Below are 24398 nucleotides of genomic sequence, written 5' to 3'. Positions count from 1 at the left end.
TTAGCGCTTCGTTAACGAAAATGAGTTTCCGATTTTAAGTCAGATACTTAACCCCACTTATCAACCGTGATAAGCTCTCCTCACGCCGCTGGCATCCGCCGCTCCACGATCTCCGCCCACCACGAACAGCCCGCCGGGATCGCCTCGTCGTTGAAGTTGTATTCTGGGTGGTGGACCATCGCCGTGTCGCCGTTACCGACCAAGATATAGGCCCCCGGACGTTCCTCGAGCATGAAGGCGAAATCCTCGCCACCCATGACCAGAGGCGCGTCGATGCACTCACCCGACACTTCGCGTGCAACCTCCGCTGCAAACTCCGTCTGTTCTTCCGAGTTCACCATCACCGGATAGCCGCGCACATAGTCAACCTCGGCCCGTCCGCCGAATGTCGCGGCAATCCCTTCGCAGATCTCCGGCACCCGCTTGTTGGCGAGGTCTCGGTTTTCCGGCGACATCGTGCGCACCGTGCCCTTCATGGTGACAGTTTCCGGGATCACGTTGAACGCCTTCGATTCTGTCTCGAACGAGGTCACCGACACCACAATCTGGCTCACCGGGTCCGCATTGCGCGCCGCAATGGTTTGCAACGCGGTCACCGCATGGGCCGCCATCACAGTTGTATCAATCGTCTCCTGCGGCTTGGCGGCGTGACCGCCCAACCCCTTGAACCGCACCTCAAACGTATCCGTCGCCGCGAAAGAACGCGCCCGAACGGATCGCGAAGGACCCTACGGGCCGCCCCGGCCAGTTGTGCATCCCGTAGACCTCGTCGATGCCGAACCGGTCCATCATCCCGTCGTCGCACATCTCCTTGCCGCCGCCGCCGCCTTCTTCGGCGGGCTGGAAGATCACTGCGACCGTGCCGTCGAAATTGCGCGTCTCGGCCAGGTATTTCGCCGCGCCCAACAGCATCGCGGTGTGCCCATCATGCCCACAGGCATGCATAGCGCCTTCGGTCTTCGACGCATAGTCGAGCCCAGTCGCCTCAAAAATCGGCAACGCATCCATATCCGCGCGCAGTCCAATAACGCGGCCTTTCGTGTCGGATTTGCCCTTGATGATGCCCACAACACCGGTTCGCCCGATGCCACCCACAACCTCGTCACAGCCGAACGCCTTCAGCTTTTCCTCAACGAGAGCCGAAGTCCGGTGCGTCTCGAACAAGATCTCGGGATGCATGTGAATATCCCGGCGCCATTCAGTGATCTCAGGCAGAAGTTCCGCAAAACGGTTCTTGACGGGCATGGACGATCCTCCGGTGTTGCGTGATCGGTGGAAGGTGCCACCGCGCACGACAGGCTGCAAATCAAATATTCGGCCCCGGCACCAGACGCGCGCCAGTGCTGAAGCGCGACATCGAGAACCGCGACAAGTCGTGCCCCGGCTCCTCTCCGCGCGCCATATCGGCCAGAATACGTCCAAAGGCGGGGCCAATGCCGAACCCATGGCCACACATGCCGGTCGCGACGATGAGACCCGGGATTTTGGCGACGCTATCAACCACCGGGACAACATCGGGCAGGACATCGATCATCCCGGCCCAAGCCTCCATATGCGCAACATGGCCCATCTCGGGATAGGCCTGTGCGAAGCGGCGTTTGATCTCGCTGATCTTCTCGCGGTTCGGTTCGGGGTTCAGGACGCGCATCCGCTCAAATGGGCTGACTTCATCATGACGCCAGAACCGGGGCGTTCCGGGTGCATCGGGGAACCCTTTCGGTTGCGGCCCCCGCAGATGGACGTCGAAGTCCCCGGTGAGGGCCAACGGCAGATAATGCTTCATGTGGCGCAGTGCGTCCTTGCCCAGGAACAGCTCTGAAAATCCGGACGGCGCGAGGGTGTAGCCGCCATCCTCCCTCGGTCGCATGGCCATGCGATTGTCGGCCGCAGCAGAGGGCATGATCTGGGGCAGAGGACTGGTCGCCAACGCAGTCGAGCGCACCGAAAGCTGCGGAATATCTACGCCGTGCCGGTTGAGGAACAACGACGACCACGCCCCTCCCGCCAAGACAACCTGTTCGCACGCAATAGTCCCGGCCTCGGTGATCACGCCCGTCACAGCACCATTTGCACGCTCCAAGGCGCGCACGGCACAGCCCTCAACCACCACTGCGCCGCTTTCAATCGCCATATTTGCCAATTCCGGCACGGCGACCCAGGGTTCGGCTTTCATATCCGTGGGCGTGTGCAATCCGCCGATCCACGGACCGGTGGGGTTGCCCAAAACCTCACGCATCTTTGCGCGGGTCATCAGGTGGCTCGTCACGCCAAGCGGGCGCGCCTGATCCAGCCAGGCGGCGTACCCCGCCATGTCCGCATCGGTGCGGGCCAGATAGCTGACGCCCACCTGCCGCACGCCCATCCGGCCTTTTGCCTCCGCATCAAGAGCCTTCCAAAGCTCTTGCGCCACCAAAGCAATTGGGATCTCGGCCATGTCCCGGCCCTGAACGCGGATCCACCCCCAATTGCGGCTGGATTGTTCGGCAGCGACGTACCCCTTCTCCAACACGGCGACGCGCAGGCCCGCGCGCGCCGCAAAAAGTGCCGTCGAGATCCCGATCACGCCACCGCCAATGACCGCAAGGTCCACGGCCTCTGGCAGCACACCCCGAAAGGGCACCGGTGGCGGGCGCCGGAAAGGGGCCGTCATGCCAGCTCGGTCAGAAGGTTTTCCATGAACGCTTCACCCTGCCGGAACTGGTCGAGCGTGATGAATTCATTCGGTTGGTGTGCCTGGTCGATATTGCCGGGGCCGCACACGACCGCCGAATAGCCGCCGGCCTGAAACTGCCCGGCCTCGGTGCCAAAACTGACCACGCCGGTGGCGTTGCGCCCGGTCAGGCGGCGGACCATGGCCTCGGCCTCGCCTTCGTCTTCAGCACGCAGGCCCGGCACGTCCCATCGTGGCGTGACCGTGATGCCAGTCTCAGGCCGTACCGCTTTCATTCCCTTCTCGATCTCGGCGATCTTGTCCAAGATACGGGCCTTCCATTCGGCAACATCATCGGTCGGCAAAGCGCGCAGGCCGAACATGAACTTGCAATCCTTGGCCGTGATGTTGTGGGCCGTGCCACCCTCGATCATGCCAACATGAAGTGTGGAGAAGTTCGGGTAATAGGGGCTGTTCGGATCAGCCGCGGCTGCGCTCGCTTCGTTCTGTTCGTTGGCCCATTGGATCAGGCGCGCAGCCTCCATGATCGCGGAGACGCCATCGGGTTGAAGCGAGGAGTGAATCTCGAACCCGTGAAAGTGCAGATCGAACCCTGTCCCACCTTTATGGCCGTTGATGATACCCATCTCCGTCGGCTCACCAATGATTGCCATCGACGCCTTCGGCACCACGCCTTGCATCGCTTCGATCATCGGGGGCGCCGGCGCAGCCGATTTCTTCGTCGCGGGACAGCGCAAGTTGCACGGGCCGCGACACGCCGCGCCGCTTGGCTTCAACAACAGCCCAAATCGCCAGCGCGTCAAAGCCCTTCATATCGCAGGTGCCGCGCCCGAAGAGCTTGCCGTCCTTCTCGGTCACGGTGAACGGGTCGGTGTCCCATGCCTGCCCATCGACTGGCACCACATCCGTATGGCCCGATAGGATCACACCGCCGTCTTCCTCAGGCCCGATATGCGCAAAGAGGGAGGCCTTTTGCCCCGTCTCGTCATAGTCGCGGGCGGCAGAAATCCCGTGATCGCCCAAATAGCCTTCGACCCAATCCACGAGCGGGAGATTGCTGTCGCGGCTCACGGTCGGAAAACTGACGAGCTTTTCCATCAGCGCGCGCGGCGAGAGTGCTTCAACCATGGGATCAGTACCCGCTATCGGTGGTCAAAATCTTATGGCCCGGCCCAACCTCACGATATTCGGAAGGGGCTGGCACGTAGTCGAGAGGATGCACTGGCGACGGGATCGGCTTGAAATTCAAATCCTTGTCCGTTTTGCGCTGAGCCGGGTCCGCAACAGGCACAGCGCTCAGCAGCGCCTGTGTGTAGGGGTGCTGCGGGTTCTCGAAAATCGCTTGCCGGGGTCCGAGCTCCACGATGCGGCCCAGATACATGACACCGACATCATGGCTGACCCGTTCCACCACGGCCATATCGTGGGAGATGAACAGGTAGCTCAGACCCATTTCCTGCTGCAGCTCCATCATCAGGTTAAGGACTTCGGCCTGTACCGAGACATCCAGGGCCGAGACGGCCTCATCTGCGATGATCAGCTTTGGCTGCAACGCGAGCGCGCGCGCGATGGCGACGCGCTGGCGCTGACCACCCGACAACTCGTGTGGGTACCGTTGCATGTAGTCGCGCGGCAGTTGGACCCGGTCGAAAAGCGCAGCCACTTTGTCTGTGCGCTCCTGCGCGCTGAACTGGCCGTAGTTGACCAGTGGCTCGGCCACCTGAATACCCAGACGCATTTGCGGGTTCAGGGACGCAAACGGATCCTGAAAGATCATCTGCATGTCCTGCCGCGCGCGGCGCAATTGGCTTGGTGTCATCGCGCGCACGTCGGCGCCGTCCAACTCAATTGTGCCGGACTCTGGCTCGACCAACCGCAGGATGGACCGCCCGCAGGTGGATTTCCCGCAACCAGACTCACCCACAAGCGACAGCGTTCGTCCCGCATTCAGGCGCAGCGACACGTCTTCAACCGCGTGGACCTGCGCCACGGTCCGCCGCAGCAATCCACCGCGCACGGGAAAGCGGGTCACGAGATTGTCGACCTTGAGAAGCAGCTTTTCGGTGCCCTCGATGGGCTGCGTGGCCTTCCCCTCGCGCCCCAACAGCTTCATCGGTTCGGGCAAGGCCCTGCCGCGCATTTCACCCAGTTTCGGGACCGCCGCCAGAAGCGCTTTGGTATATTCGTGTTGAGGATCGTTGAAGATCTTCTCCACCGGCCCCTCTTCGACCTTGCGCCCGCGATACATGACGATCACGCGATCAGCCATTTGCGCGACCACCGCCATATCGTGGGTGATGAACAGAACGCTTGTGCCCGTCTCATTCTTCAGTCGGTTGATCAAGGCCAGGATCTCGGCCTGGATCGTCACATCCAGCGCCGTTGTCGGCTCATCCGCGATCAGGATGCGCGGCTCGCAAGCCAAGGCCATGGCAATCACGATACGCTGGCGCATTCCGCCGGACAGCTCATGGGGATATTGCTGCAATCGGCGCTCAGGCTCGGGAATGCGCACAAGGTTCATAAGCTCCAAGGCACGGGCGCGCGCCTTTTCACCGTTCATCCCCAGATGTTTGCGCAAGCCTTCCGTCAACTGCCGCTCAATCGTGAAGACCGGGTTCAGCGCCGTCATGGGCTCCTGAAAGATCATTCCAATGTCATTGCCCCGGATCGCACGCATCGCATTGGTGCCTTGCTTGGCGAGGTCCACGGGATCTTTGCCGCCCCGGTCGAACAGCAACTCTCCGCTCGCAATCTCACCGCCACCAAATTCGACAAGTCGCATCAGCGACAGCGACGAGACGGATTTACCGGACCCAGATCTGCCAACAATGCAGACCGTTTCGCCGGGCTGGACGTCGAACGAGACATCCTCAACCCCAACCACTGTTCCGTTCTTGGTTTCGAACTCCACCCGCAGGTTGCGCACTTGGGCAATGGGCTGATCCAGCATGGGGTGGCTTTCTCCTGAAGGGATGGTGTGATGACGGTAGGACCGCACCGGAATGCTGTCAAATTCTACGATTGCCCATTGATTGAGCATGACGCCACGGCAGAAGGCTTGCTTTTTCGCGGCGTTAGGCGAACGATGCAGGAATTGGCAGCCCGTGCCGCGTGTCCCTTGCGGCACGTCGCATCAGCCACCAACAAAGACGAGTATGCGCCGGTAAGGCGATATGCCCATTAGAGGCAAGAGCGTCCAACAAGGAGAGAATGACACCAATGACACGCAAAATTCTTATGATCGGAGCGGCCGCACTGGCCATGGCTCCGATGGCCGCCTGGGCCGATGGGCACCTCGCCCGCGGCGGGTCGGGCCACCTCAACATCATCTATTGGCAGGCGCCTTCGACGCTAAACCCGTATCTGTCGGGCGGCACGAAAGAGGTCGAGTCGGCCTCGCTGGTGCTGGAATCGCTCGCACGCTTCGATGACACCGGCACCATGGTACCATGGCTCGCCGCGGATATTCCGACGGTCGAGAACGGTGGCGTCAGCGAAGACCTGACCCAGATCACCTGGACGCTCCAGGAAGGCATTCTGTGGTCCGACGGCACGCCCATGACCGCGGCAGATGCTGTGTTCACCTGGGAATATTGCACCCACCCAGAAGGCGGTTGTGCGCAGGCCAGCTACTTCGACGGTGTGGAAAGCATTGTCGCGGTGGATGATCTGACGATCGAGATCAACTTCGCCAACCCGACGCCGTTCCCCTACACCGCGCTTGTCGGCTCCGAGAGCCCGATCATTCAGGCCGCTCAGTTCGCTGATTGCCTTGGCGCACGCGCACCGGAATGCACCGAGGCCAACTTTGGCCCGATTGGTACCGGCCCGTTCGTGGTGACGGATTTCCGCCCCAACGACGTGATCGAGTTCGCAGCGAACGATAACTACCGTGTGCCGGATCAGCCGCACTTCGCGACCGTGACCTTCAAAGGCGGCGGCGATGCAACGGCAGCCGCACGTTCGGTTCTGGAAACGGGCGAGTTCGACTATGCCTGGAACCTGCAGATCGACCCAACGATCCTGGCGCAGATGGAAGCGCAAGGGAACGGCACGGTTGTGACCGCGTTCGGCACCTCGGTCGAGCGTCTGCACATGAACCAGCTCAACCCTGATCCGGCGTTGGGCGATATCCGCTCCACCGCTGAAGCAGGGCCGCACCCGTTCCTGACCAACCCGGTCATCACGCAGGCGATGTCGATGGCTATCGACCGTGCCTTGCTGGTGGAAGTCGGCTACGGCGCAGGCGGTCAGCCCACCTGTAACGTCCTTCCGGCGCCCGAGCTTTATGCCTCGACCGCCAATGATGGCTGCCTTGTGCAGGACATTGCAGGCGCAATTGCGCTGCTCGACGAAGCGGGCATCGTGGACAGCGACGGCGACGGCATTCGTGAATACGAAGGCACGCCGCTGCGCGTTCTCTACCAGACCTCGACCAACGCCGTCCGTCAGGACACGCAGGCGCTGGTTAAGCAGTGGTGGGCCGAGATCGGCATCGACGCCGAGCTTCGCAACATCGACGCATCGGTCTTCTTCGGTGGCGATCCGGCATCCCCGGATACCTTCCAGAAGTTCTATGCAGACGTTGAGATGTACACCAACAACTTCGCTGGTGTGGACCCGCAGGCCTATATGGCCAACTGGGCCTGCGACGAGATCCCGTCGCCTGCAACCCAGTGGCAGGGCTCCAACATCCAGCGCTTCTGCGATCCGGCCTACGATGCCCTGATCGACGAGATGGCGGGCACCGCTGACCTCGCGACGCGCGGTGAACTGGCCATGGCCATGAACGACATGCTCGTTCAGTCCGGCTCGATCATTCCGCTGATCCACCGTGGCGGCGTGTCCGCACACGCCAACTCCCTCGGCGGCATTCGCATGTCCGACTGGGATCTCGGAGCTGTGGAACATCGCCGAATGGCACCGCATCCCCGAGTGATGTGATCAAGGCCCGCGCGGGGTTCCTCGCGCGGGCCACACAATGCACCAGACCCCATGACCTCACGCATCCTTCCCATGGCCCTCGGGCTGACAGCCCTCGCACAATCGGCGAGCGCATTTGGCGCGATGGATTGTGTGGGCTCTGACTACTGCACCGCTGATGGCTGCACCCAGTCCTTCATGGTTTTCGCCATCACGTTCGACTGGACCGCGCAATCAGCGACCGTCGCAACGGCAGGAGAGACCACCCGCCTTGACCTCGCAGCGAACGATCTGAGCGATGATCTCGCCTCGGGCGCGCTCACCTACATCAACACGGACAACGCTGGCATGATCCTAGAATTCGACGCGCAAGGTGTTGAAATGACGCTTTATTCGGGCAATGGCGCAAGTCACATTGCTGCCTGTTCCGCACGAGAGGCCGCCTGAGATGCTGACCTACACCATCCGCCGCCTGATCCTCGCGGTTCCGACACTGCTGTTCATCAGCTTCATCATCTTCATCATCGTGAAGCTGAGCCCGTCGGACCCCACCGCGGGCCTGCCCCTGACCATTCCGCCAGAGGTGCGAGAGCAGATTCGTGAGAGTTTGGGAGTGAACGATCCGCTTCTGATCCAGTATCTGAAATGGCTGAAACTGATGGTCTGGGACGAGCCATTGCACGCCATAGACGGCTGGTTCGGCACTACTTGGGCGCCCGATGGGCCGCGCATCATATCCTACCAGACCCGCGCGCCTGTGTTTGAGTGGGTGGGAGAGCGGATGCCACAGACCCTTTGGGTTGTCGGCACGTCTTACATCGTGGGCGTTGTCATCGCCCTGCCCCTCGGGATCATCTCAGCCTACAAGCAATATTCGATCTTCGATCAACTTGGCACGTTCATCTCGATGCTCGGCTTCTCGGTACCGACTTTTTTCACGGGCGTTCTGTTCATCGTGATCTTCTCGGTCTGGATCGATCAGGACAGCGTGTTCTGGCTGCCTTCGGTCTACGACACCACGCTTGAGGTCGTGGATTGGGAAACGTTCAAGATCCAGTTCCGGCAGATGATCATGCCGGTGATGGTGCTTGGCCTGTTCAACGCGGCCCAGATCAGCCGCTATATGCGCGCCTCGATGCTCGACAATCTCAACCAGGATTACGTGCGCACCGCGCGCGCCAAGGGGTTGGGCGAGCGGACGGTTGTTCTGGTCCACGTCCTGCGCAACTCGATGATCCCGGTCGTGACCGTCATCGCGCTCAACGTACCGGCGGTATTCGGCGGCGCGATCATCACCGAGCAGGTCTTCAAGGTAAACGGGATTGGCCAGCTTCTGATCGTCGCCATCCAAGCAGGCGACGTGCCCGTCGTTCAAACCGTCAGCTTCATTTTCGCCGTGCTGATCGTTCTGTTCAATTTGATCGCCGACATACTCTACGGCGTGCTGGACCCGAGGATTCGCTATGACTGAAGCTGTCCCCCCCAAGCAGATGCCGGTGTCAGCCGCACCATTCAGGAGCGTCCCCCGCGCAACCAGTGGTTTGATGTCTGGGATCAGTTCAAGACCCACAAAGGCGCGCTGTTCGGCCTTGGCTTCTTCATCTTTGCCCTGGCCTTCATCCTGATTGGCCCGCTGATCTGGACGGTTGACCCACAATTCGCAGATATCCGCGCACGCAACTCCAACCACATCCTCGCGTGTTTCCGTGCGGGCGGCGCCGAAGGGGCCTGGTTTGCCAATGTCAGCGCCTGCTTTACGGACCCACAAGGGTTCAGCCGTGCCAATCCGGGCCTGTTTCTGAAAGTCTCCTGGGCGCATCCGCTTGGCACTGACCAGTTGGGCCGCGACATGCTTGCGCGCCTGATGACCGGGGGCCAGACCTCCATTGCCGTGGGGCTGACGGCCATGTTGCTGGCGCTGTTCTTCGGCACGATGATCGGCGTGCTGGCAGGGTATTTCCGGTCCCTCGACGGGATCCTGATGCGGCTGACCGACCTGTTCCTAGCCATACCCCTCCTGCCCCTGTTGCTGGTCATCATCATGCTGTTTCGCGATCAGCTGCGAAACGCCTTCGGCCCGGAAGGCGGGATATTTGTCCTGATCGTTGTGGTGATTGGCCTGACGTCCTGGATGCAGACGGCCCGCGTGGTGCGCGGCGATGTGCTCGCCTTGAAAGAGCGCGAATTCGTTCTCGCCGCACGATCCATCGGGACCAATTCATCGAACATGATTGGTCGGCACATCCTACCCAACGTGATGTCGGCCATCATGGTCTCGGCCACGCTTGGCATTGCCAACGCCATCATCACCGAATCCGCGCTATCTTTCCTTGGCCTCGGCTTCCCGTCCGACTTCCCGACCTGGGGCCGGATCCTGTTTGACGGCACCGATTGGCTCAGCTCCTATCCGGAAAGGGTGATCTGGCCCGGCGTCTTCATCTCGCTGACCGTGCTGTCGGTGAATTATATCGGGGACGGCCTGCGTGACGCCCTGGACCCACGGATCAGGGGCCGCTGAACGCGCGCCAACGGGCAGCCTAGAACAGGCTGCCCTGCCCGCCTCCGGGCTCTGTCTTCTTGGTCGGGCGCTTCGAAGCGGCCTTGGGGGCCGCGCCAGTCGGCGTGACGCCCATGCGACCATCCGAGAACTCGATTTCCAGTGCCGGGTGCGCCTCAGCCTCCGCCTTCTGGGTTAACACCGCCTCGCCCGAGCGGATCACGGCGTATCCTCGCGCAAGGGTCTGGGTGTAGCCAAGCGTCTGGCGCAAGCGATCGAGCCCGGCCAGCTGATCCCGGCGCCGTGCAACCGACGTCTCCGCCACTTGCGCAAACCGGGCTGCGGTCGTGCGCAGCCCCTCCTCCATCTGCGATGTCCTCGCCGCCAGTCTTTGCGGGTCAAGCTGCCAGCGGACCAGCGTGCGGCGCCCTTCGCGCACCAGCGCGCCAAGCCGTGCGGGGCTCAGACGCCCGGCACTTCGCCCCAAATCCAGCCGTTTGGACGCCACCGCACGCTCCAGCGCGGGGTCAAGGCGGGCGGCCAATCGGTCAAGCCGCGCGCGCGCCTCCTGCGTGCGCCCCTTGAGCGCGGGGGCCAGGCGGAGCGCGGCCAGGTCAAGCCGCTGCCTTGGCGCTTCCAGCAACGCTTCCGGGCGTGGCAGGGCGCGTCCAACATCCCGCACCCTCTGTGTTCGGGCCGCAAGCCCGCTGGTGATCGCGCGAGTCAGAATGCCGTCCTGCTGGCGTAGCCAGTTCAGCATATCAAGTCGCACGGGAACCGCCTTTTCAGCCGCACCCGTGGGGGTCGGCGCGCGGTAGTCCGAGGCATAGTCGATCAGTGTCGTGTCGGTTTCGTGCCCGACTGCCGAGATCAGCGGTATCCCCGAGGCTGCCGCGGCGCGCACCACCGCCTCTTCGTTGAAGCCCCACAAATCCTCGAGCGAGCCACCGCCGCGTGCCACGATCAGAAGGTCCGGCCGGGGCAATGGGCCGCCCGGTGTCATTGCGTTGAAGCCTCGGATGGCGTTGGCGACCTCAGGCGCGCAACGCTCGCCCTGCACAGCCACGGGCCAGATCAGCACCTTGCGCGGAAACCTGTCCCGCAACCGGTGCAGGATATCGCGGATCACAGCCCCCGACGGTGAGGTCACGACGCCGATCACTTCGGGAAGAAATGGCAACGGTTTCTTTCGCGCCTCATCAAACAGACCCTCTGCAGCCAGCGCCTTCTTGCGCTTCTCCAGCATGGCCATCAACGCGCCAGCACCAGCCGGGCGGATATCGTCGATCACCAGCTGGTATTTCGATTGGCCGGGGAACGTTGTTAACCGGCCCGAGGCGATAACCTCCATCCCCTCTTCCGGCTGATGGGCCAGCCGCGCCGAGACGCCCTTCCAGACGACACTCGCCAGGACAGAGCGGTCATCTTTCAAATCCAGATAGATGTGACCTGACCGGGGCCGCGACAAACGCCCGACCTCACCGCGCACACGCACATGGGCAAACGCTCCCTCCACCGTGCGTTTCACTGCGCCCGAAATCTCGCTGACGGTGAATTCCGGGGCATTGCCGCCCGGCCCGGCCCCCTCATCGTCGATCAAATCATCCATTCAGTCGCCCCCGCACCCACCACAGCCGCCGCCACCATCACTTCCGCCACCGCCATCATTATCGCCGCTGAACATGGCCCAAAACCCTGTATTGCTGGACTTGCTGTCATCGTCACGGCTTTGTTTGCTACCGGTGCCCCGGCTGCCTCCGCCGCTTGCGCCATCGTTGCTACGGCCGCGTCCCGAGCTGGTGTCGCCGTCCCCTTCGCCGATCCAGAATTCATCATCCGCCTCGCCGCGCCGTTTCCGTTTGCGCCGACGCCCAGGGTTGAGCAGTACCATGAAGAAGATGACGCCCGAGACAAGTGCGATCAACGCAATCATATGACTGTAGTCCACGATCGTGATCACCAACGAAATCGCGAACGGCCAGAAAGCGATGAACACAGGTGAATTTGTGATGGATCCGGCCTCTTCAATCGCAAAACCGCGTGCCGTACGCACATGGTTGCGGCCCCAGATATCTCTCGGTGGCTCAGCGCCGAACTCCGCCTCGTAAAGCGCTTTTGTTGCGGCGAATTGATCGCGGTATCGCGGCATCTCTTCTTCACCCGCGCAGGGCTGGTGATGGACTGAGCGGCCTATGACGTTCGGGCACAAATCCTCCCAATAATCGCGCGTAAACGTCAGGTGAATGTGCCAGGCCGCGTCGACAATCTGGCTCGGCGTCACCTGTCGATCGCTGACCTGGGTTAGATACAAAAATCGCCGGTATTCCTCGATCACGCGGGCCGCAAATGCGGCACTCCACCCTTCGGCGCGCGCCAGCTTTACCGAATAGGGTGCACTTCCCTGCCCTTTGTCGAATTCAAAGGCGCTTAGCCGTGCCCAAAGCTGCGGGTTTCGCATGTCCTGCGCCCCTTTTCTGCTCGTTATTCTTCTAGGGATGATAGCGAGATGCCAACGCCTGCGTCCATCACGAATGATGCCACGTTAGTCGCCACATCCTCCGCCGTCGCCAGACCCGCAATCGCCCGCATCGTTGTCTGCGAACGGATCGCTGATTTCGAAGGTCAGCGTGTATTCCCCGCCAGGGGTCATTCCGTAGAGAAGATGACCAATGGCCAGAAGAGGGATCGCTGTGAAGGCCAGTGCGAAAAGCTGTGGCACCTCACCGCCCGCAAGCATGCTCAATCCAACTACGACGAACAAACTGGTGAAAATCAGCGCACCAATGCTGCCCGCGCGTGTCTGGTGTCGCCAGATGCCGCGCGGTGGGGTGCCGAACTTCTGGCGATAGGCCGCGACGGTTGCTTTGTAGTCCTCAAGATGCGCCGCGCCCTCCCCGCCGGGGGAATGGTGCAGCGGCCTTCTGATCTTGGCACACAGTCCGTCCCAGTAGTCGCGGCTGTGCTGCATGTGTTGGTGCCAGACCAGATCAACGGCCTTTGACGGCACGTTGCGCGCATCACGCGTCGCACAAAGGTAAAGGAATTTTCGGTATTCTTCGATCGCGGTCAGCGCCGTCTCGCGCTTGATCCGGTGCTCGCTCATCAATTGCTCGGCGAAGGATCGCCCCGTCGCATCCACGGGCATGGGGTGGTTGGAAATCAGCTCCCATAGCTGATCGTTACGAGAGGTCATCGGAGCCTCCTATGTTTTCGTTTTTCATGCCCTCCAAATAAAAGGGCTTTATGACGGATTTATGACACCCAAACCAACGGGTTGCGTGGCCTGATTTTGCACGCTTCCTTGCGCGTCCGGCCCCGCCCGCCTAAACCCACGCCACACGGAAGATACACTCCCAATCCCGAGCCAAAAGAGGCTATGACCCAATGAATATCCTGATCCTCGGCTCCGGCGGCCGCGAACATGCCTTGGCCTGGGCAGTGCTGCAAAATCCCAAATGCGATCGTCTGATCGTAGCGCCAGGGAATGCGGGAATTGCACGTATTGCCGATTGTGCAAGCATTGATGTGAACAACCCAGCCGCCGTCTGCGAATTCTGTGCCGAGGAATCCATCGATTTCATCATTGTCGGCCCCGAAGCGCCCTTGGCGGCGGGTGTTGTGGATATGTTGACAGATGCCGGTTTCCTGACATTCGGACCTAGCAAAGCGGCGGCGGAACTTGAGGCGTCAAAGACCTTCACCAAGCAGATTTGCGATGCGTCCGGCGCCCCAACCGCCGCCTGGGCCCGCTTCACCGATGCAGGGCCTGCCAAGGACTATGTCCGCCAGCAAGGCGCGCCGATTGTCGTGAAGGCCGACGGACTTGCTGCTGGCAAAGGCGTTGTTGTCGCCATGGACGAGGCATCGGCGCTTGCTGCAATCGACGACATGTTCGGCGGCAGTTTCGGCGCAGCAGGCGCTGAGGTCGTGATTGAGGAATTCATGGAAGGCGAAGAAGCCTCGTTCTTTGTCCTGTCCGACGGCGAAAACGTCCTGCCCATTGGCACCGCACAGGATCACAAACGCGCCTTTGACGGCGACGAAGGCCCCAATACCGGCGGTATGGGTGCGTACTCGCCCGCGCCGGTTCTGACAGACACGCTGCAGGAAAAGGCATTGTCCGAGATCATCCGCCCAACCGTGGCCGAGATGGCCAAGCGCGGCACCCCCTATGCAGGGGTCCTTTATGCAGGGTTGATGATCAAGGATGGCCAGCCACGCCTGGTGGAATACAATGTCCGCTTCGGCGACCCGGAATGCCAGGTTTTGATGATGCGCCTTGGTGGCCAGGCTCTGGATCTGATGCTTGCCTGTGCCGAAGGTCGTCTTGCACAAGCTCAGGTCAATTGGGCGGATGACCACGCGATGACTGTGGTCATGGCCGCCGATGGATATCCCGGAGATTACGAAACAGGCAGCGTGATCCGCGGGTTGGAGGCTTTGCCCGAGACATCATCGCAGATGGTCTTTCATGCCGGGACCAAGGCCGTACATGGCGAGATCACCGCAAATGGAGGGCGCGTTCTGAACGTCACTGCGCGCGGCGCGACCCTCCTGGAAGCCCGCGACCAAGCCTATGCCATGGCCACGCAAATCGACTGGCCTGAGGGGTTCTACCGCAAAGACATCGGCTGGCGCGCGCTCTAGCTGAGCCACTTGCCGTAATCCGACACCAGCAGATGGGTCGGATCAACATCTTCTTCAATCTCCGCAAAGCGCCCCAGCGGTTCCCGGAACCAGTTGTCGGTCTCATCGTCATTGACGGTCGAAACCTCACCGATCAGCACGTCACCACCTTCGCCCCAAAAGGCATGCCAATCGCCCGGCATCAAAGTGACGCTCTCGCCCGGCGCAAAGCGCAAGACCTCGCCCGGCGCAAAATCCCGCACGATCCCGTCGCACATCACCGTGCCGCAAGCATTCGGATCGCATGATCCATCCTCGGCTGAGCCAAACAGCTCAATTGCAAGGGTCGCCCCGCCTCGATTGATGATGTCTTCGGCCTTCAGGTAGTGGCGGTGCATCGGGCTGACCTGATCGGTTTTGGAGATCAAAAGCTTCTCGGCATAACACATGCCGCCGCCTTTTTGCAGATCGCTCAAGCGCCCGTTCCGCAGGGTGAACAGAAACAGCCCCAATTCATCGAACTTGCCTTGCCCGTAATCCGTGATGTCCCAGCCCATGCGCCCATCAATAACGGCGCGCGCTGTGTCCTTCCGGTCCACAAATTCGCCGGGGCTCCAATACGCAAATGGCGGCATGACAAATCCAAAGGACCGCATGAAGTCATCGGCCTTGGCCATGATGTCGTTGATCTCGGACCGTTTCATCGCTTCCCCCATCGTCGCGCGCCCTCTTTTCCCCCAATCCTCATCCGCATTCAAGGGATTAAAGCCGAAACTTGCCGAAACCCTGAGCCGCTTTCGTTGTTCGCCCATGTGCAGCGGTACAATCGCTTCTCGCCGCTGGCCGTTTGACCCGCTAGACTCCTGCGCAACGGTTTCAAACGGGCGGCACAATGGAAGAAACCCTCCTTCAAGCGACAATCTACCTCGGAGCCATGTTGGTCGCTGTGCCGATTTCCGTGCGATTTGGGCTCGGCTCCGTCCTGGGATACCTACTGGCCGGAATCGCAATCGGCCCTGTGCTCGGGTTGGTGGGCGGGCACGAGACCGAGCATCTGCAGCACTATGCGGAATTCGGCGTTGTCCTGATGCTGTTCCTGATCGGGCTGGAGCTTGACCCACGCGCCTTGTGGGAGATGCGAAAGCGGCTTCTTGGCCTGGGCGGCAGCCAGATTGCCCTGTCCATCCTCGTCCTTGCCGGTGGTGCGGCGTTGCTGAACCTTGCCACCCCGCTCGCCTTTGCGATCGGGATAACCCTCGCGCTCAGCTCAACGGCCATCGTGCTGACCACGCTGACGGAAAAGGACCTCATGCGCACGCCAGGGGGCGCGGCGCCTTCTCGGTCTTGCTGACCCAGGACATCGCTGTGATCCCGGCCCTGGCATTCCTGCCGCTCCTCGCCACCGCGTCCGCCGTCCGCTTCAATGAAGATGGCTCAATCGCACGCCTGTCGGAGGCGGATCAACACTCCATGTCGCTGGTCGAGGGGCTGCCTGCCTGGGGCGTGACCTTGGTGACGCTCGGGGCCGTTGTGGGCGTGATCCTCGCGGGGCGTTATCTGTCCCCGGTCATCTTCCGGATCATCCATGCCACCCGCCTGCGGGAGCTTTTCACGGTTGCCGCTTTGGTCATCGTTGTGGGCATTGCCGTTCTCATGCTGCTGGTCGGCCTGTCCCCGGCGCTCGGCGCGTTCCTTGCTGGTGTCGTCCTCGCGAACTCTGAATTCAAGCACGAGCTTGAGGCCGACATTGAGCCCTTCAAGGGCCTCCTGCTTGGCCTTTTCTTCATCACCGTCGGCGCGGGCATCAACTTTGGCACGTTCTTCAGCATGCCATTCCTGATCCTCGGCCTCACCCTCGCGGTCATGGCCCTGAAGGGCTTGATCCTCTACGCCATTGCGCGTGTCAGCCGCCTGCACGGCCGGGATCGGTGGCTGTTCACGCTCAGCCTCGCGCAAGCGGGGGAGTTTGGCTTTGTGCTTGTAGCCTTCGGCGTCCAACAAGCCGTCTTCCCCGACCGGATCGCGGAAATCCTCTTGCTGATCGTGGCACTGTCGATGCTGTTCACGCCGCTCAGCTTCATCTTGTACGAGAAGATCAGCGCCCGCCTCGGTGACGGGGGCGAAGACGCGCCCGGCCATGACGAGATTGATGATGAGGCCCCGGTAATCATCGCGGGAATCGGGCGGTTTGGTCAGGTCGTCAACCGAATGGTCCGCGCGGCCGGGTTCAAGGCCGTGGTGCTCGACTCGAACTTAGAGACCATCCGCTTGATGCGGCGTTTCGGGTTGAAGAGCTTCTTCGGCGATCCGACCCGGCCCGAATTGCTCAAGGCTGCCGGTATCAACACGGCGAAGGTTCTGGTTGTGGCGGTGGACGGCAAGGCCTCCGCCGTCAGTCTCGTGCGCTATGCAAAGCGCCACAATCCAGACATCTCCGTGGTTGCCCGCGCCCATGATCAGCTTCATGTCTATGAACTCTATGAGGCGGGGGCAGACCATATTGTCCGCGAAATCTTCGACAGTGCCTTGCGCGCCGGGCGCTATGTTCTCGAAGACATGGGCCTTAGCGACTATGAAGCGCACGAGACCGAAATCGCCTTCTACCGCCACGACCGGCACAACCTTCGCGAATTGGCCGAGGTCTGGAAACCCGGCGTGCCTGTGACCGAAAATGAAGCCTATATGCAGCGGGCACGTGAATTGACGGACAATCTCGAAAGCGCAATGGCCCAGGTCTTCAGCGAAATGGGCGATGACAGCGCCAATCCAAACGCACGCGCCTCCGGTGATGTCAGCGCCCTGTCAGGCGTGGATATGGCACGCAGGCCAGGCGGGACGAAACGGCGCTAACCGTCGGAAACCCCCGCCTCCGCAAAGCTCGCCATACCCGAATGGCAGGCCAAGGCCCCTTTCAGCACCTGAATGGCCAACGCCGCACCAGAACCTTCACCAAGGCGCAGATCCAAAGACAGAAGCGGTGATTTGCCGAGATGCTCCAACATGCGGATATGGGCCTGCTCGGCTGAGGCATGGCCTGCAATCGCATGGTCCAGCGCACCCTTTGCCGTGCGATCCAGAACCGCTGCGGCGGCCGTGCAGATAAACCCATCAAGGATCACCGGAATCCCCTCGAACCGCGCGCGCGCCATTGCGCCTGCCATACCCGCAACCTCGCGCCCGCCAAGGCACCGCAGCGTCTCCAACGGATCATCCGCTGCAATCGGGTTTGCGGCCAAACCCTTGGCTACGACATCGGCCTTCAGGGCCACGCCCGCCTCATCCACGCCGGTGCCCCGGCCCGTCCAATCGGCTGGCTCACCGCCATAAAGCGCATGGGCGATTGCCGCGGCAGAGGTTGTATTGCCAATCCCCATTTCACCAACAACCAACAGATCCGTGCCAGCCTCGACAGCGTTCCAGCCGGTGTTGAACGCGGCCATGACCTCCGCCTCATCCATCGCCGGTCCTTGCGTGAAGTCCGCAGTCGGGCGATCCAGTTCAATGGCATGAACCGACATCTTCGCACCCGCCTGATCAGAAAGCTGATTGATCGCGGCCCCACCGGCCTCAAAATTTGCAACCATCTGCACGGTCACTTCCGGTGGGAAAGCCGAGACACCGCGCGCTGCAACGCCGTGATTGCCTGCGAAGACCAGCACTTGAGGCGCCTCGATCCGGGGCCGCGCATCTCCGCGCCAAGCCGCATACCAGATCGCGATCTCTTCCAGACGACCCAGCGCGCCGGGCGGCTTGGTCAGGACCGAATTTCGGGCCTCGGCGGCTTCACGTGCCGTCGCGTCCGGGGAAGCCGCATTTGCGAGGAGGGAACGGATGTCGGAAAGGCTTTGCGGTGCGGTCATCTAGAGGGCATCCCTTGCGTTGCGGGTTCGAAATCGTGTTTAGCCGAAGGACACACCGCCCCAGGGCGGCAAAAAGGTCAAACCGATGTCTGATACCGACACCTTCTTTCCGCAACCCCGCGATGTTATCCGCGCCTTCCACCTTTTGTCGCGCCTGCCTCTGCCGGGCGGCGATGCGGAACGCGCCGCCGCCTCAGCCTGGGCCTGGCCCTTGGTCGGCGCCGCTATTTCTGCGCTGCAAGTGGCGCTTGGATGCGGGTTGATGGCCCTTGGCGTGCCGGTTTGGGCCGCTGCCGGATTGGCGCTAGCCCTGGGTGTTGTTCTGACCGGTGGCTTGCACGAAGACGGTCTGGCCGATTGCGCCGATGGCTTTTGGGGCGGATATGATCACGCCCGGCGCCTGGAGATCCTGAAAGACAGCCGCGTCGGTTCGTATGGCGTGCTCGCGATGATCTTCGCGATTGGGCTGCGCTGGGGCTTATTGGCCAGCCTTCTGCCCATTGCCCCATTGGCCTTGATTGCAGCCGCCATGCTCAGCCGGGCACCGATGGCAGTGTTGATGGCGCAGATGCCGTTCGCGCGGGCGGACGGCTTGGCGAAACATGTAGGGCACCCGCCCCTGGCCTCTGCCGGGCTGGCTGTCGCAATCGCTATCGTCGGTGGGATGATCTATGCGGGCCTGTGGTCCGGCACTGCTTGCCGCTGTGATCGTCGGCGCGGCGTCAGTCTTGGTGGGGTCGCTTGCCCGCGCAAAGATCGGCGGGCAAACGGGGGATGTGTTGGGCGCAGCTCAGGTCATCGGCGAAATTGCCGCGTTGCTGGTACTGGCCTCAGCTCTGGCCTGATTACCGGCAAGGCGCGACGCGGTACGTGCCGTCGCCGTTGGAGATCGCGCACTGGCCAGTCTGCGTGTTGCGCGCAACCTGCGTGCCCACGGCTGCACCGGCAACGGTTGCCAGGATCGTCCACTGCGGGTTGGCGTTGAACGCATCAGCCAGAAGAAGGCCGGCACCGGCACCGCCAAGCAGGCCGAGGTTCGAGCGGTCTTGCGGCGAAAGCGGCTGACAGGCGCTGACTGCAACAGCTGCAATCAGCAGCACGGGTGCGATAACTTTTTTCATAAGGGGTCTTCCTTTCAGTGATGGGCGCTGTGCGCCCTTTGGTAATACGTTCCACGTTTCCCTGAGCACCTTGTTAGCACAGAAAAAAACCTGCCGCGAGGCCGCGACAGGTCAGGAAAACCGGTAACAAAACCGTGAAAGCGGGACTTTGCCCGTCGTTTTCAGGGCGTAGGCGTTACGCCGCCCGCTTCGACAGAACCTCGACAACCTGGGTTTGCGCCCCGGCTTCGTCCATGCCTTTGACAGCCGCCAATTCGCGGGTCAGACGCTCAAGCGCCGCTTCATAAAGCTGACGTTCCGAGTAGCTCTGCTCACGCTGGTCGTCGGCACGATGCAGGTCGCGCACAACCTCAGCGATCGAAATCAGATCGCCCGAGTTGATCTTCTGCTCATATTCCTGAGCACGGCGCGACCACATGGCCCGCTTTACGCGCGCCTTGCCCTTCAGCGTATCCATCGCCTTGGACACAACGGTCGGATCACTCAGTGGACGCATGCCCACTTCGGTCGCCTTCGCGGTTGGAACGCGCAGGGTCATCTTGTCCTTCTCGAACGAGATCACGAACAATTCCAGCTCAAGGCCCGCAACTTCCTGCTCTTCGATGGACACGATCTTTCCGACGCCATGGGCGGGGTAGACCACGAAATCATTGGGGCTGAACAGCTGCGGCTTGCGGGCTTTACTCATGCGTTTCATTTCCTTTTTGTGGCGCCGCGCCCTTTTGGGCGGCGCGGGATGCAGGCGTCAAAAACGCACCCGGCAAGCGCGAGCTTTCCGTTTGCGTTGGTTCAATGCTGCAGAGTTTCCGGGCCGATCAAGCGACCCCTGAGTGGTACAGACAGTGCATTACGTCCCACATACATAGCACGAATCACCCCTGATTCCTAGGTTTCCGCTGTGCAGCGTGACCGAAGCCCCTAAAATCAGGGGGAATTCTTGGGTCAATATTGCTCACCCTTCGGCAGCGCAGCACCGAATCGGGTGGTCAGCCGCCCTCGCCTGCCGCCTCCGAGAAGAGCTCCATCTTGCCCTCCTTGCCATCCATCTCCTCTGCCGTGGGCAGCGGATCTTTCTTGGTGATGATGACAGGCCAAAGCTCGGAATACTTGCGGTTGAACTCCACCCACTTCTCCATATCCGGCTCCGTGTCGGGGCGGATCGCGTCGGCGGGGCATTCAGGTTCGCACACGCCGCAATCGATGCATTCGTCGGGATGGATCACCAGCATATTCTCACCCTCGTAGAAGCAATCCACGGGGCAGACTTCAACGCAATCTGTGTACTTGCAGGCGATGCAGGCGTCGTTGACGATGTAGGTCATGGGCAGGCGGTCCTGGTCGGTCGATCTTGGGTCGCCTGCTACGGCAGGGCGCGGGCGGATGCAAGACGGCGGAATGGTCGCGTCACGCACATGTCAGCAATGTGTAAGTCAAAGTTTACACTTTGCCAAGCGGCTGGGATTTAGTCTGTGTCTCGAAAGGCTTCCAGATGGCGCCGATCCCTTTTCGTCGGGCGCGGACCGACCCGCGGCGGCACTGGTTCGGCCTGCGGGGTCAGGTCCTCATAAAGCGATTGCGCCTCGGCTGCCGGGCCGCGCCGATTGGCCAAAGCCAAGATCCGCACGACGCGAATCTGCCGCCCCTGGGGAAAGGTCAGGACATGGCCGGGGCTGATCTGCGTCGACGCCTTGGACACCTTGTCGCCGTCCACACGCACCGCACCATCCGAGACGGTGCGCGCGGCCAGGCTGCGCGTTTTGAAGAACCGCGCCTGCCAGAGCCAGCGGTCGAGCCGGTCCTTTGCGACCGCCTCGTTCAGGACTTGTCCTTGAGCGCGGCCAGAACGGCAAACGGATTGTCCGGATCAACCTTGCCAGATTTCTCAGGCTTGGCGGAGTAGGTCTTGGGCCTCTCGTCGCGCGGCGGGCGCTTGCCGCCTTTGCCCTTGGGTTTGCCACCCTGCGGCTTGCCGCGCTTGCCTTGTGGTGCGCGATCATCGCGGCCCCGACCTTGCGTGCCTTCGGCGCGACGCGGTCGTTGCGCGCCGCGCCCACGCGGGGCCCAAGTGAAAGTGTAGAAGACCTCCATCTCCGCCTCTGCGGCCTCGGCCGGCGCTTCGCTTGCCTCTACCGGCGCGTCTGCTGCCTCGGCACGGGTCCCCTCCTCGGTCGCTTCCGGCACCTCCTCGGAGGCGATTGCCTCGTCGGGCGCTTCGGGGCTTTCGCCGGCCTCGGCTGGCACCTCGGCGGAGGCCTCCTCCGCTGGTGCGTCCTCGGCCTTTGGCGCCTCTGGTGCGGCTTTCACCTTCACCCGCTCGCCCGGTTCTGCCTTGTAGCCAAGGCCACCCATCAGGTCGGCGAATTGTTCCAGCGTCAGGCCGGAAATGCTCAACATATCCGGGTTCGCCTCGAACCCACCCCGACTGTCTTCGCCGCGCAGCAGATCGGCCAGGCGCTCTAGCATGTCGATGCGGATCGAACGTGCGCCCGCCACGCGGTAGCCCGCCATCGTCGCGTGCCCGTCCGGCGCGCCTTCGACCGTCGGGATCGTTACCAGCCCCGGGGCGGGCTGTCAGGGAAGGCATCGAGCTTTTGCCACAGGCCCCACATCACCAGCCGCAGCCGCGTCGGCGCGGGTTTCAACAGCAGGGGCAGAAAAATAGTGTATTGCCCAAACCGCACACCATGCTTGCGCAGCAACCCGCGCGCGTCTTGGTCGAGCGCCTTGATGTCGTCGGCGATCTCGCCCCGCGGGACGATCCCGAAGCTTTCCAGCAGCTGAAAGGCCACGCCCTTGGCAAGCCCCGTGATCGCCTCATCGCGCGACATCGCAAGAAGTGGCTCAAACTGCGCTGCCACACGGCGGTCGATGAAGTGCTGCAAGCGGCGCTGGACCTTCTGGACGACGTCCGCACCGGCGGCTTCCTCATCCACGAACGCTTCGGCCATCGGCTTCATCGGCTCCTCGCCGCGTACCAGTTTCCCGACCGCCTGGTCGCCCCACATCAATCCGCCCTGCTCGGTCAGATCGAATTCCGTGTCGGGCGCATTGTACATCCGGTCTGCGCGCAGGTGGAATTCGGGGCGCAAGGCCGCCATCGCTGCCTGTTGCAACGTCTTCGCCTCATCGGGGCTGGCGGTTTCATCCATGCGAAAGCGGAAGCCTTCGATGCGGCCAAGCACCTGGCCCTCCACCGTCACTTCCCCTTGGTCGTTCACTTCGGCCACAAGGCTCTCCCTCTGTTTCAACCGGCGAAGGAGCATACTCGTCCGCCGATCGACAAATCTTTGTGTCAACGCAGTGTGAAGCGCGTCTGACAGTCGGTCTTCTACGGCACGGGTCGCGCCGCGCCAATGGCTTTCGTCATCGACCCAACCTTTGCGCTGCGCCACGTAAGTCCAGGTCCGGATATAGGCGAGCCGTTTCGAGAGGGTGTCGATATCCCCCTGGGTCCGGTCGATGCGTTTGACCTGACGGGCCAGCCAATCATCCGGCACCCGCCGCGTCTCGTGCAGAAACTCGAAGATCTCGTCCCAGAAGATCGGCATGTTCGCCGTGGGAAATGCCACGGAAATCCGGGATATTGCACACATCCCACAACAGCCGCACGGACCTCGCGTCCCCCAGCCGTTCGTTTATCTCGGGCCGCGCCACCAACGCCTTGAGCGCTTGCACATCATCCGCTTCGCGTGCACGGGCCAGCCATTCGTCATCGGTGCGCTCTTCCAGCGACGCGATCAGCCGCTCGGCTGAGCCGAACTCCAGCGCGGAATTCCGCCACATCAGCTTACGCACGGGGGCAAAGCGATGCTCCATGATGGCCTCCGCCACCTGTTCATCCACCGGCGGCGCCTCGCCCGTCACTCCGAACGAGCCGTCATTCATATGCCGTCCCGCACGTCCCGCAATCTGCGCCAATTCATTCGGCCACAGGTCACGCATCTTGCGCCCGTCGAATTTGCGCAGTCCCGAAAACGCAACATGCTTGATGTCGAGGTTCAGGCCCATACCAATGGCGTCCGTCGCCACCAGCACATCCACATCGCCGTTCTGATAAAGCTCCACCTGCGCGTTGCGCGTGCGCGGGCTCAGAGCGCCCATCACGACCGCCGCCCCGCCCTTCTGACGGCGCAGCAGTTCGGCCATCGCGTACAGGTTCTCAACCGAGAACCCGACAATTGCGGATCGAGGCGGCATCCGACTGACCTTTTTCGAACCTGCATACACAAGCTGTGAAAAACGCTCCCGCCGGATGAATTCAGCCCCCGGCACCAACGCGGCGATGGCTGGTCGCATCGTCTCCGCCCCCAGAAACAGCGTCTCGTGCAAGCCACGCGCATGCAGCAGCCGGTCGGTGAAGACATGCCCCCGCTCCGGGTCGGCACAAAGCTGGATCTCGTCAATCGCCACGAAATCCGCGCCGTTGCCCGTAGGCATCGCCTCCACGGTGCAAACCCAATATTGGGTCCGCTCTGGAACGATCCGCTCCTCGCCCGTGACCAATGCCACCACCGACGGGCCGCGAATGGCGACGATCTTGTCGTAGACTTCGCGCGCCAATAGGCGCAGCGGCAGGCCGATCACACCTGTGCGGTGCCCCAGCATCCGTTCAATCGCGTAGTGGGTCTTGCCGGTATTGGTCGGCCCCAGAACGGCAGCTATGCGTTTCATCGACAAGGCCGTCTCCGGGCGCGTGA

15 protein-coding genes and 6 pseudogenes are annotated in these 24398 nt (G+C 62.0%); 7 read left to right on the top strand and 14 right to left on the bottom strand.

Features of this window, described 5'->3' with window-relative positions; genetic code table 11:
* Window positions 1-80: 80 nt before the first annotated feature.
* The 4 genes and pseudogenes from ACZ1HK_RS19945 to ACZ1HK_RS19930 all read right to left on the bottom strand — a co-directional run bounded on the left by ACZ1HK_RS19945 (window position 81) and on the right by ACZ1HK_RS19930 (window position 5624).
* Window positions 81-1245, bottom strand: a pseudogene (locus ACZ1HK_RS19945) (M20 aminoacylase family protein).
* Window positions 1246-1306: 61 nt separating this feature from the next.
* Window positions 1307-2650 (bottom strand): NAD(P)/FAD-dependent oxidoreductase, encoded by a 1344-nt coding sequence (locus ACZ1HK_RS19940; RefSeq protein ID WP_472630155.1) that lies wholly within the window; start codon window positions 2648-2650, stop codon window positions 1307-1309.
* A pseudogene (argE, locus tag ACZ1HK_RS19935) lies at window positions 2647-3799 on the bottom strand (acetylornithine deacetylase). Before argE ends, ACZ1HK_RS19940 begins: the two are co-directional and overlap by 4 nt.
* A 4-nt stretch (window positions 3800-3803) precedes the next feature.
* Entirely contained in the window at window positions 3804-5624 is a 1821-nt protein-coding gene (locus ACZ1HK_RS19930; RefSeq protein WP_472630154.1) for an ABC transporter ATP-binding protein, read from the bottom strand.
* A 269-nt stretch (window positions 5625-5893) separates the two neighbouring features.
* Here ACZ1HK_RS19930 and ACZ1HK_RS19925 point away from each other — a divergent pair.
* From ACZ1HK_RS19925 to ACZ1HK_RS19910, 4 genes and pseudogenes are all read left to right on the top strand, one after another.
* Window positions 5894-7613 (top strand): annotated as a pseudogene (locus tag ACZ1HK_RS19925) (peptide ABC transporter substrate-binding protein).
* A gap of 56 nt (window positions 7614-7669) precedes the next feature.
* Window positions 7670-8044, top strand: a complete 375-nt coding sequence (locus ACZ1HK_RS19920) for a hypothetical protein (protein WP_472630153.1) — start codon at window positions 7670-7672, stop codon at window positions 8042-8044.
* A gap of 1 nt (window position 8045) precedes the next feature.
* Window positions 8046-9068 carry an ABC transporter permease gene (locus ACZ1HK_RS19915; protein ID WP_472630152.1) on the top strand — a complete coding sequence of 341 codons (1023 nt, stop codon included), beginning with the start codon at window positions 8046-8048 and terminating at the stop codon, window positions 9066-9068.
* 39 nt (window positions 9069-9107) lie between these two features.
* Complete coding sequence (locus ACZ1HK_RS19910; RefSeq protein ID WP_472630892.1) at window positions 9108-10115, top strand: ABC transporter permease; 1008 nt, start codon at window positions 9108-9110, stop codon at window positions 10113-10115.
* A 19-nt stretch (window positions 10116-10134) separates the two neighbouring features.
* Here ACZ1HK_RS19910 and xseA read toward each other — a convergent pair whose 3' ends face one another.
* From xseA to ACZ1HK_RS19895, 3 genes are all read right to left on the bottom strand, one after another.
* Window positions 10135-11703 carry an exodeoxyribonuclease VII large subunit gene (gene xseA, locus ACZ1HK_RS19905; protein WP_472630151.1) on the bottom strand — a complete coding sequence of 523 codons (1569 nt, stop codon included), beginning with the start codon at window positions 11701-11703 and terminating at the stop codon, window positions 10135-10137.
* Window positions 11704-12552 (bottom strand): glycine-rich domain-containing protein, encoded by an 849-nt coding sequence (locus ACZ1HK_RS19900; protein ID WP_472630150.1) that lies wholly within the window; start codon window positions 12550-12552, stop codon window positions 11704-11706.
* Between the two features lie 84 nt (window positions 12553-12636).
* On the bottom strand, window positions 12637-13287 hold the full coding sequence (locus ACZ1HK_RS19895; protein WP_472630149.1) for a glycine-rich domain-containing protein: 651 nt from the start codon (window positions 13285-13287) through the stop codon (window positions 12637-12639).
* A gap of 191 nt (window positions 13288-13478) precedes the next feature.
* On the opposite strand from ACZ1HK_RS19895, the gene purD reads away from it, so the two are divergent.
* Window positions 13479-14741 carry a phosphoribosylamine--glycine ligase gene (purD, locus tag ACZ1HK_RS19890; RefSeq protein ID WP_472630148.1) on the top strand — a complete coding sequence of 421 codons (1263 nt, stop codon included), beginning with the start codon at window positions 13479-13481 and terminating at the stop codon, window positions 14739-14741.
* Here the strand turns inward: purD and ACZ1HK_RS19885 are convergent.
* Entirely contained in the window at window positions 14738-15424 is a 687-nt protein-coding gene (locus ACZ1HK_RS19885) for a D-lyxose/D-mannose family sugar isomerase (RefSeq protein WP_472630891.1), read from the bottom strand. The genes purD and ACZ1HK_RS19885 overlap by 4 nt on opposite strands.
* 188 nt (window positions 15425-15612) lie before the next feature.
* Between ACZ1HK_RS19885 and ACZ1HK_RS19880 the strand changes: the two are divergent.
* Window positions 15613-17570 (top strand): annotated as a pseudogene (locus ACZ1HK_RS19880) (monovalent cation:proton antiporter-2 (CPA2) family protein).
* Here ACZ1HK_RS19880 and cobT read toward each other — a convergent pair.
* Window positions 17567-18580 (bottom strand): nicotinate-nucleotide--dimethylbenzimidazole phosphoribosyltransferase, encoded by a 1014-nt coding sequence (cobT, locus tag ACZ1HK_RS19875; protein WP_472630147.1) that lies wholly within the window; start codon window positions 18578-18580, stop codon window positions 17567-17569. The pseudogene ACZ1HK_RS19880 and the gene cobT overlap by 4 nt on opposite strands.
* Window positions 18581-18665: 85 nt before the next feature.
* Between cobT and ACZ1HK_RS19870 the strand changes: the two are divergent.
* A pseudogene (locus tag ACZ1HK_RS19870) lies at window positions 18666-19232 on the top strand (adenosylcobinamide-GDP ribazoletransferase); the annotation flags it as partial.
* A 193-nt stretch (window positions 19233-19425) separates the two neighbouring features.
* On the opposite strand, the gene ACZ1HK_RS19865 reads toward ACZ1HK_RS19870, so the two are convergent.
* The 5 genes and pseudogenes from ACZ1HK_RS19865 to ACZ1HK_RS19845 form a co-directional block, all read right to left on the bottom strand.
* Complete coding sequence (locus tag ACZ1HK_RS19865) at window positions 19426-19701, bottom strand: glycine zipper 2TM domain-containing protein (RefSeq protein ID WP_472630146.1); 276 nt, start codon at window positions 19699-19701, stop codon at window positions 19426-19428.
* A gap of 175 nt (window positions 19702-19876) precedes the next feature.
* A complete protein-coding gene (locus ACZ1HK_RS19860; protein WP_368474210.1) occupies window positions 19877-20389 on the bottom strand; it encodes a CarD family transcriptional regulator in 513 nt (170 codons plus the stop codon).
* 298 nt (window positions 20390-20687) lie between these two features.
* Window positions 20688-21023, bottom strand: a complete 336-nt coding sequence (fdxA, locus tag ACZ1HK_RS19855) for a ferredoxin FdxA (protein WP_368474209.1) — start codon at window positions 21021-21023, stop codon at window positions 20688-20690.
* A 140-nt stretch (window positions 21024-21163) separates the two neighbouring features.
* On the bottom strand, window positions 21164-21520 hold the full coding sequence (locus ACZ1HK_RS19850) for an RNA-binding S4 domain-containing protein (RefSeq protein WP_472630890.1): 357 nt from the start codon (window positions 21518-21520) through the stop codon (window positions 21164-21166).
* A pseudogene (locus ACZ1HK_RS19845) lies at window positions 21517-24372 on the bottom strand (helicase-related protein). Before ACZ1HK_RS19845 ends, ACZ1HK_RS19850 begins: the two are co-directional and overlap by 4 nt.
* Window positions 24373-24398: the final 26 nt, after the last annotated feature.

Source organism: Gymnodinialimonas sp. JB5-7 (assembly GCF_055693405.1).
Note: the sequence above shows the minus strand (reverse complement) of the source record. Positions and strands in the feature narration are given on the sequence as shown.

Coding starts and splice junctions, on each gene's coding strand:
- ACZ1HK_RS19865 (WP_472630146.1), bottom strand. CDS start 19,701: ATGAAAAAAGTTATCGCACCCGTGCTGCTGATTGCAGCTGTTGCAGTC.
- ACZ1HK_RS19895 (WP_472630149.1), bottom strand. CDS start 13,287: ATGACCTCTCGTAACGATCAGCTATGGGAGCTGATTTCCAACCACCCC.
- ACZ1HK_RS19920 (WP_472630153.1), top strand. CDS start 7,670: ATGACCTCACGCATCCTTCCCATGGCCCTCGGGCTGACAGCCCTCGCA.
- purD (WP_472630148.1), top strand. CDS start 13,479: ATGAATATCCTGATCCTCGGCTCCGGCGGCCGCGAACATGCCTTGGCC.
- ACZ1HK_RS19940 (WP_472630155.1), bottom strand. CDS start 2,650: ATGACGGCCCCTTTCCGGCGCCCGCCACCGGTGCCCTTTCGGGGTGTG.
- ACZ1HK_RS19860 (WP_368474210.1), bottom strand. CDS start 20,389: ATGAGTAAAGCCCGCAAGCCGCAGCTGTTCAGCCCCAATGATTTCGTG.
- cobT (WP_472630147.1), bottom strand. CDS start 18,580: ATGACCGCACCGCAAAGCCTTTCCGACATCCGTTCCCTCCTCGCAAAT.
- ACZ1HK_RS19930 (WP_472630154.1), bottom strand. CDS start 5,624: ATGCTGGATCAGCCCATTGCCCAAGTGCGCAACCTGCGGGTGGAGTTC.
- fdxA (WP_368474209.1), bottom strand. CDS start 21,023: ATGACCTACATCGTCAACGACGCCTGCATCGCCTGCAAGTACACAGAT.
- ACZ1HK_RS19915 (WP_472630152.1), top strand. CDS start 8,046: ATGCTGACCTACACCATCCGCCGCCTGATCCTCGCGGTTCCGACACTG.
- ACZ1HK_RS19900 (WP_472630150.1), bottom strand. CDS start 12,552: ATGCGAAACCCGCAGCTTTGGGCACGGCTAAGCGCCTTTGAATTCGAC.
- ACZ1HK_RS19885 (WP_472630891.1), bottom strand. CDS start 15,424: ATGAAACGGTCCGAGATCAACGACATCATGGCCAAGGCCGATGACTTC.
- xseA (WP_472630151.1), bottom strand. CDS start 11,703: ATGGATGATTTGATCGACGATGAGGGGGCCGGGCCGGGCGGCAATGCC.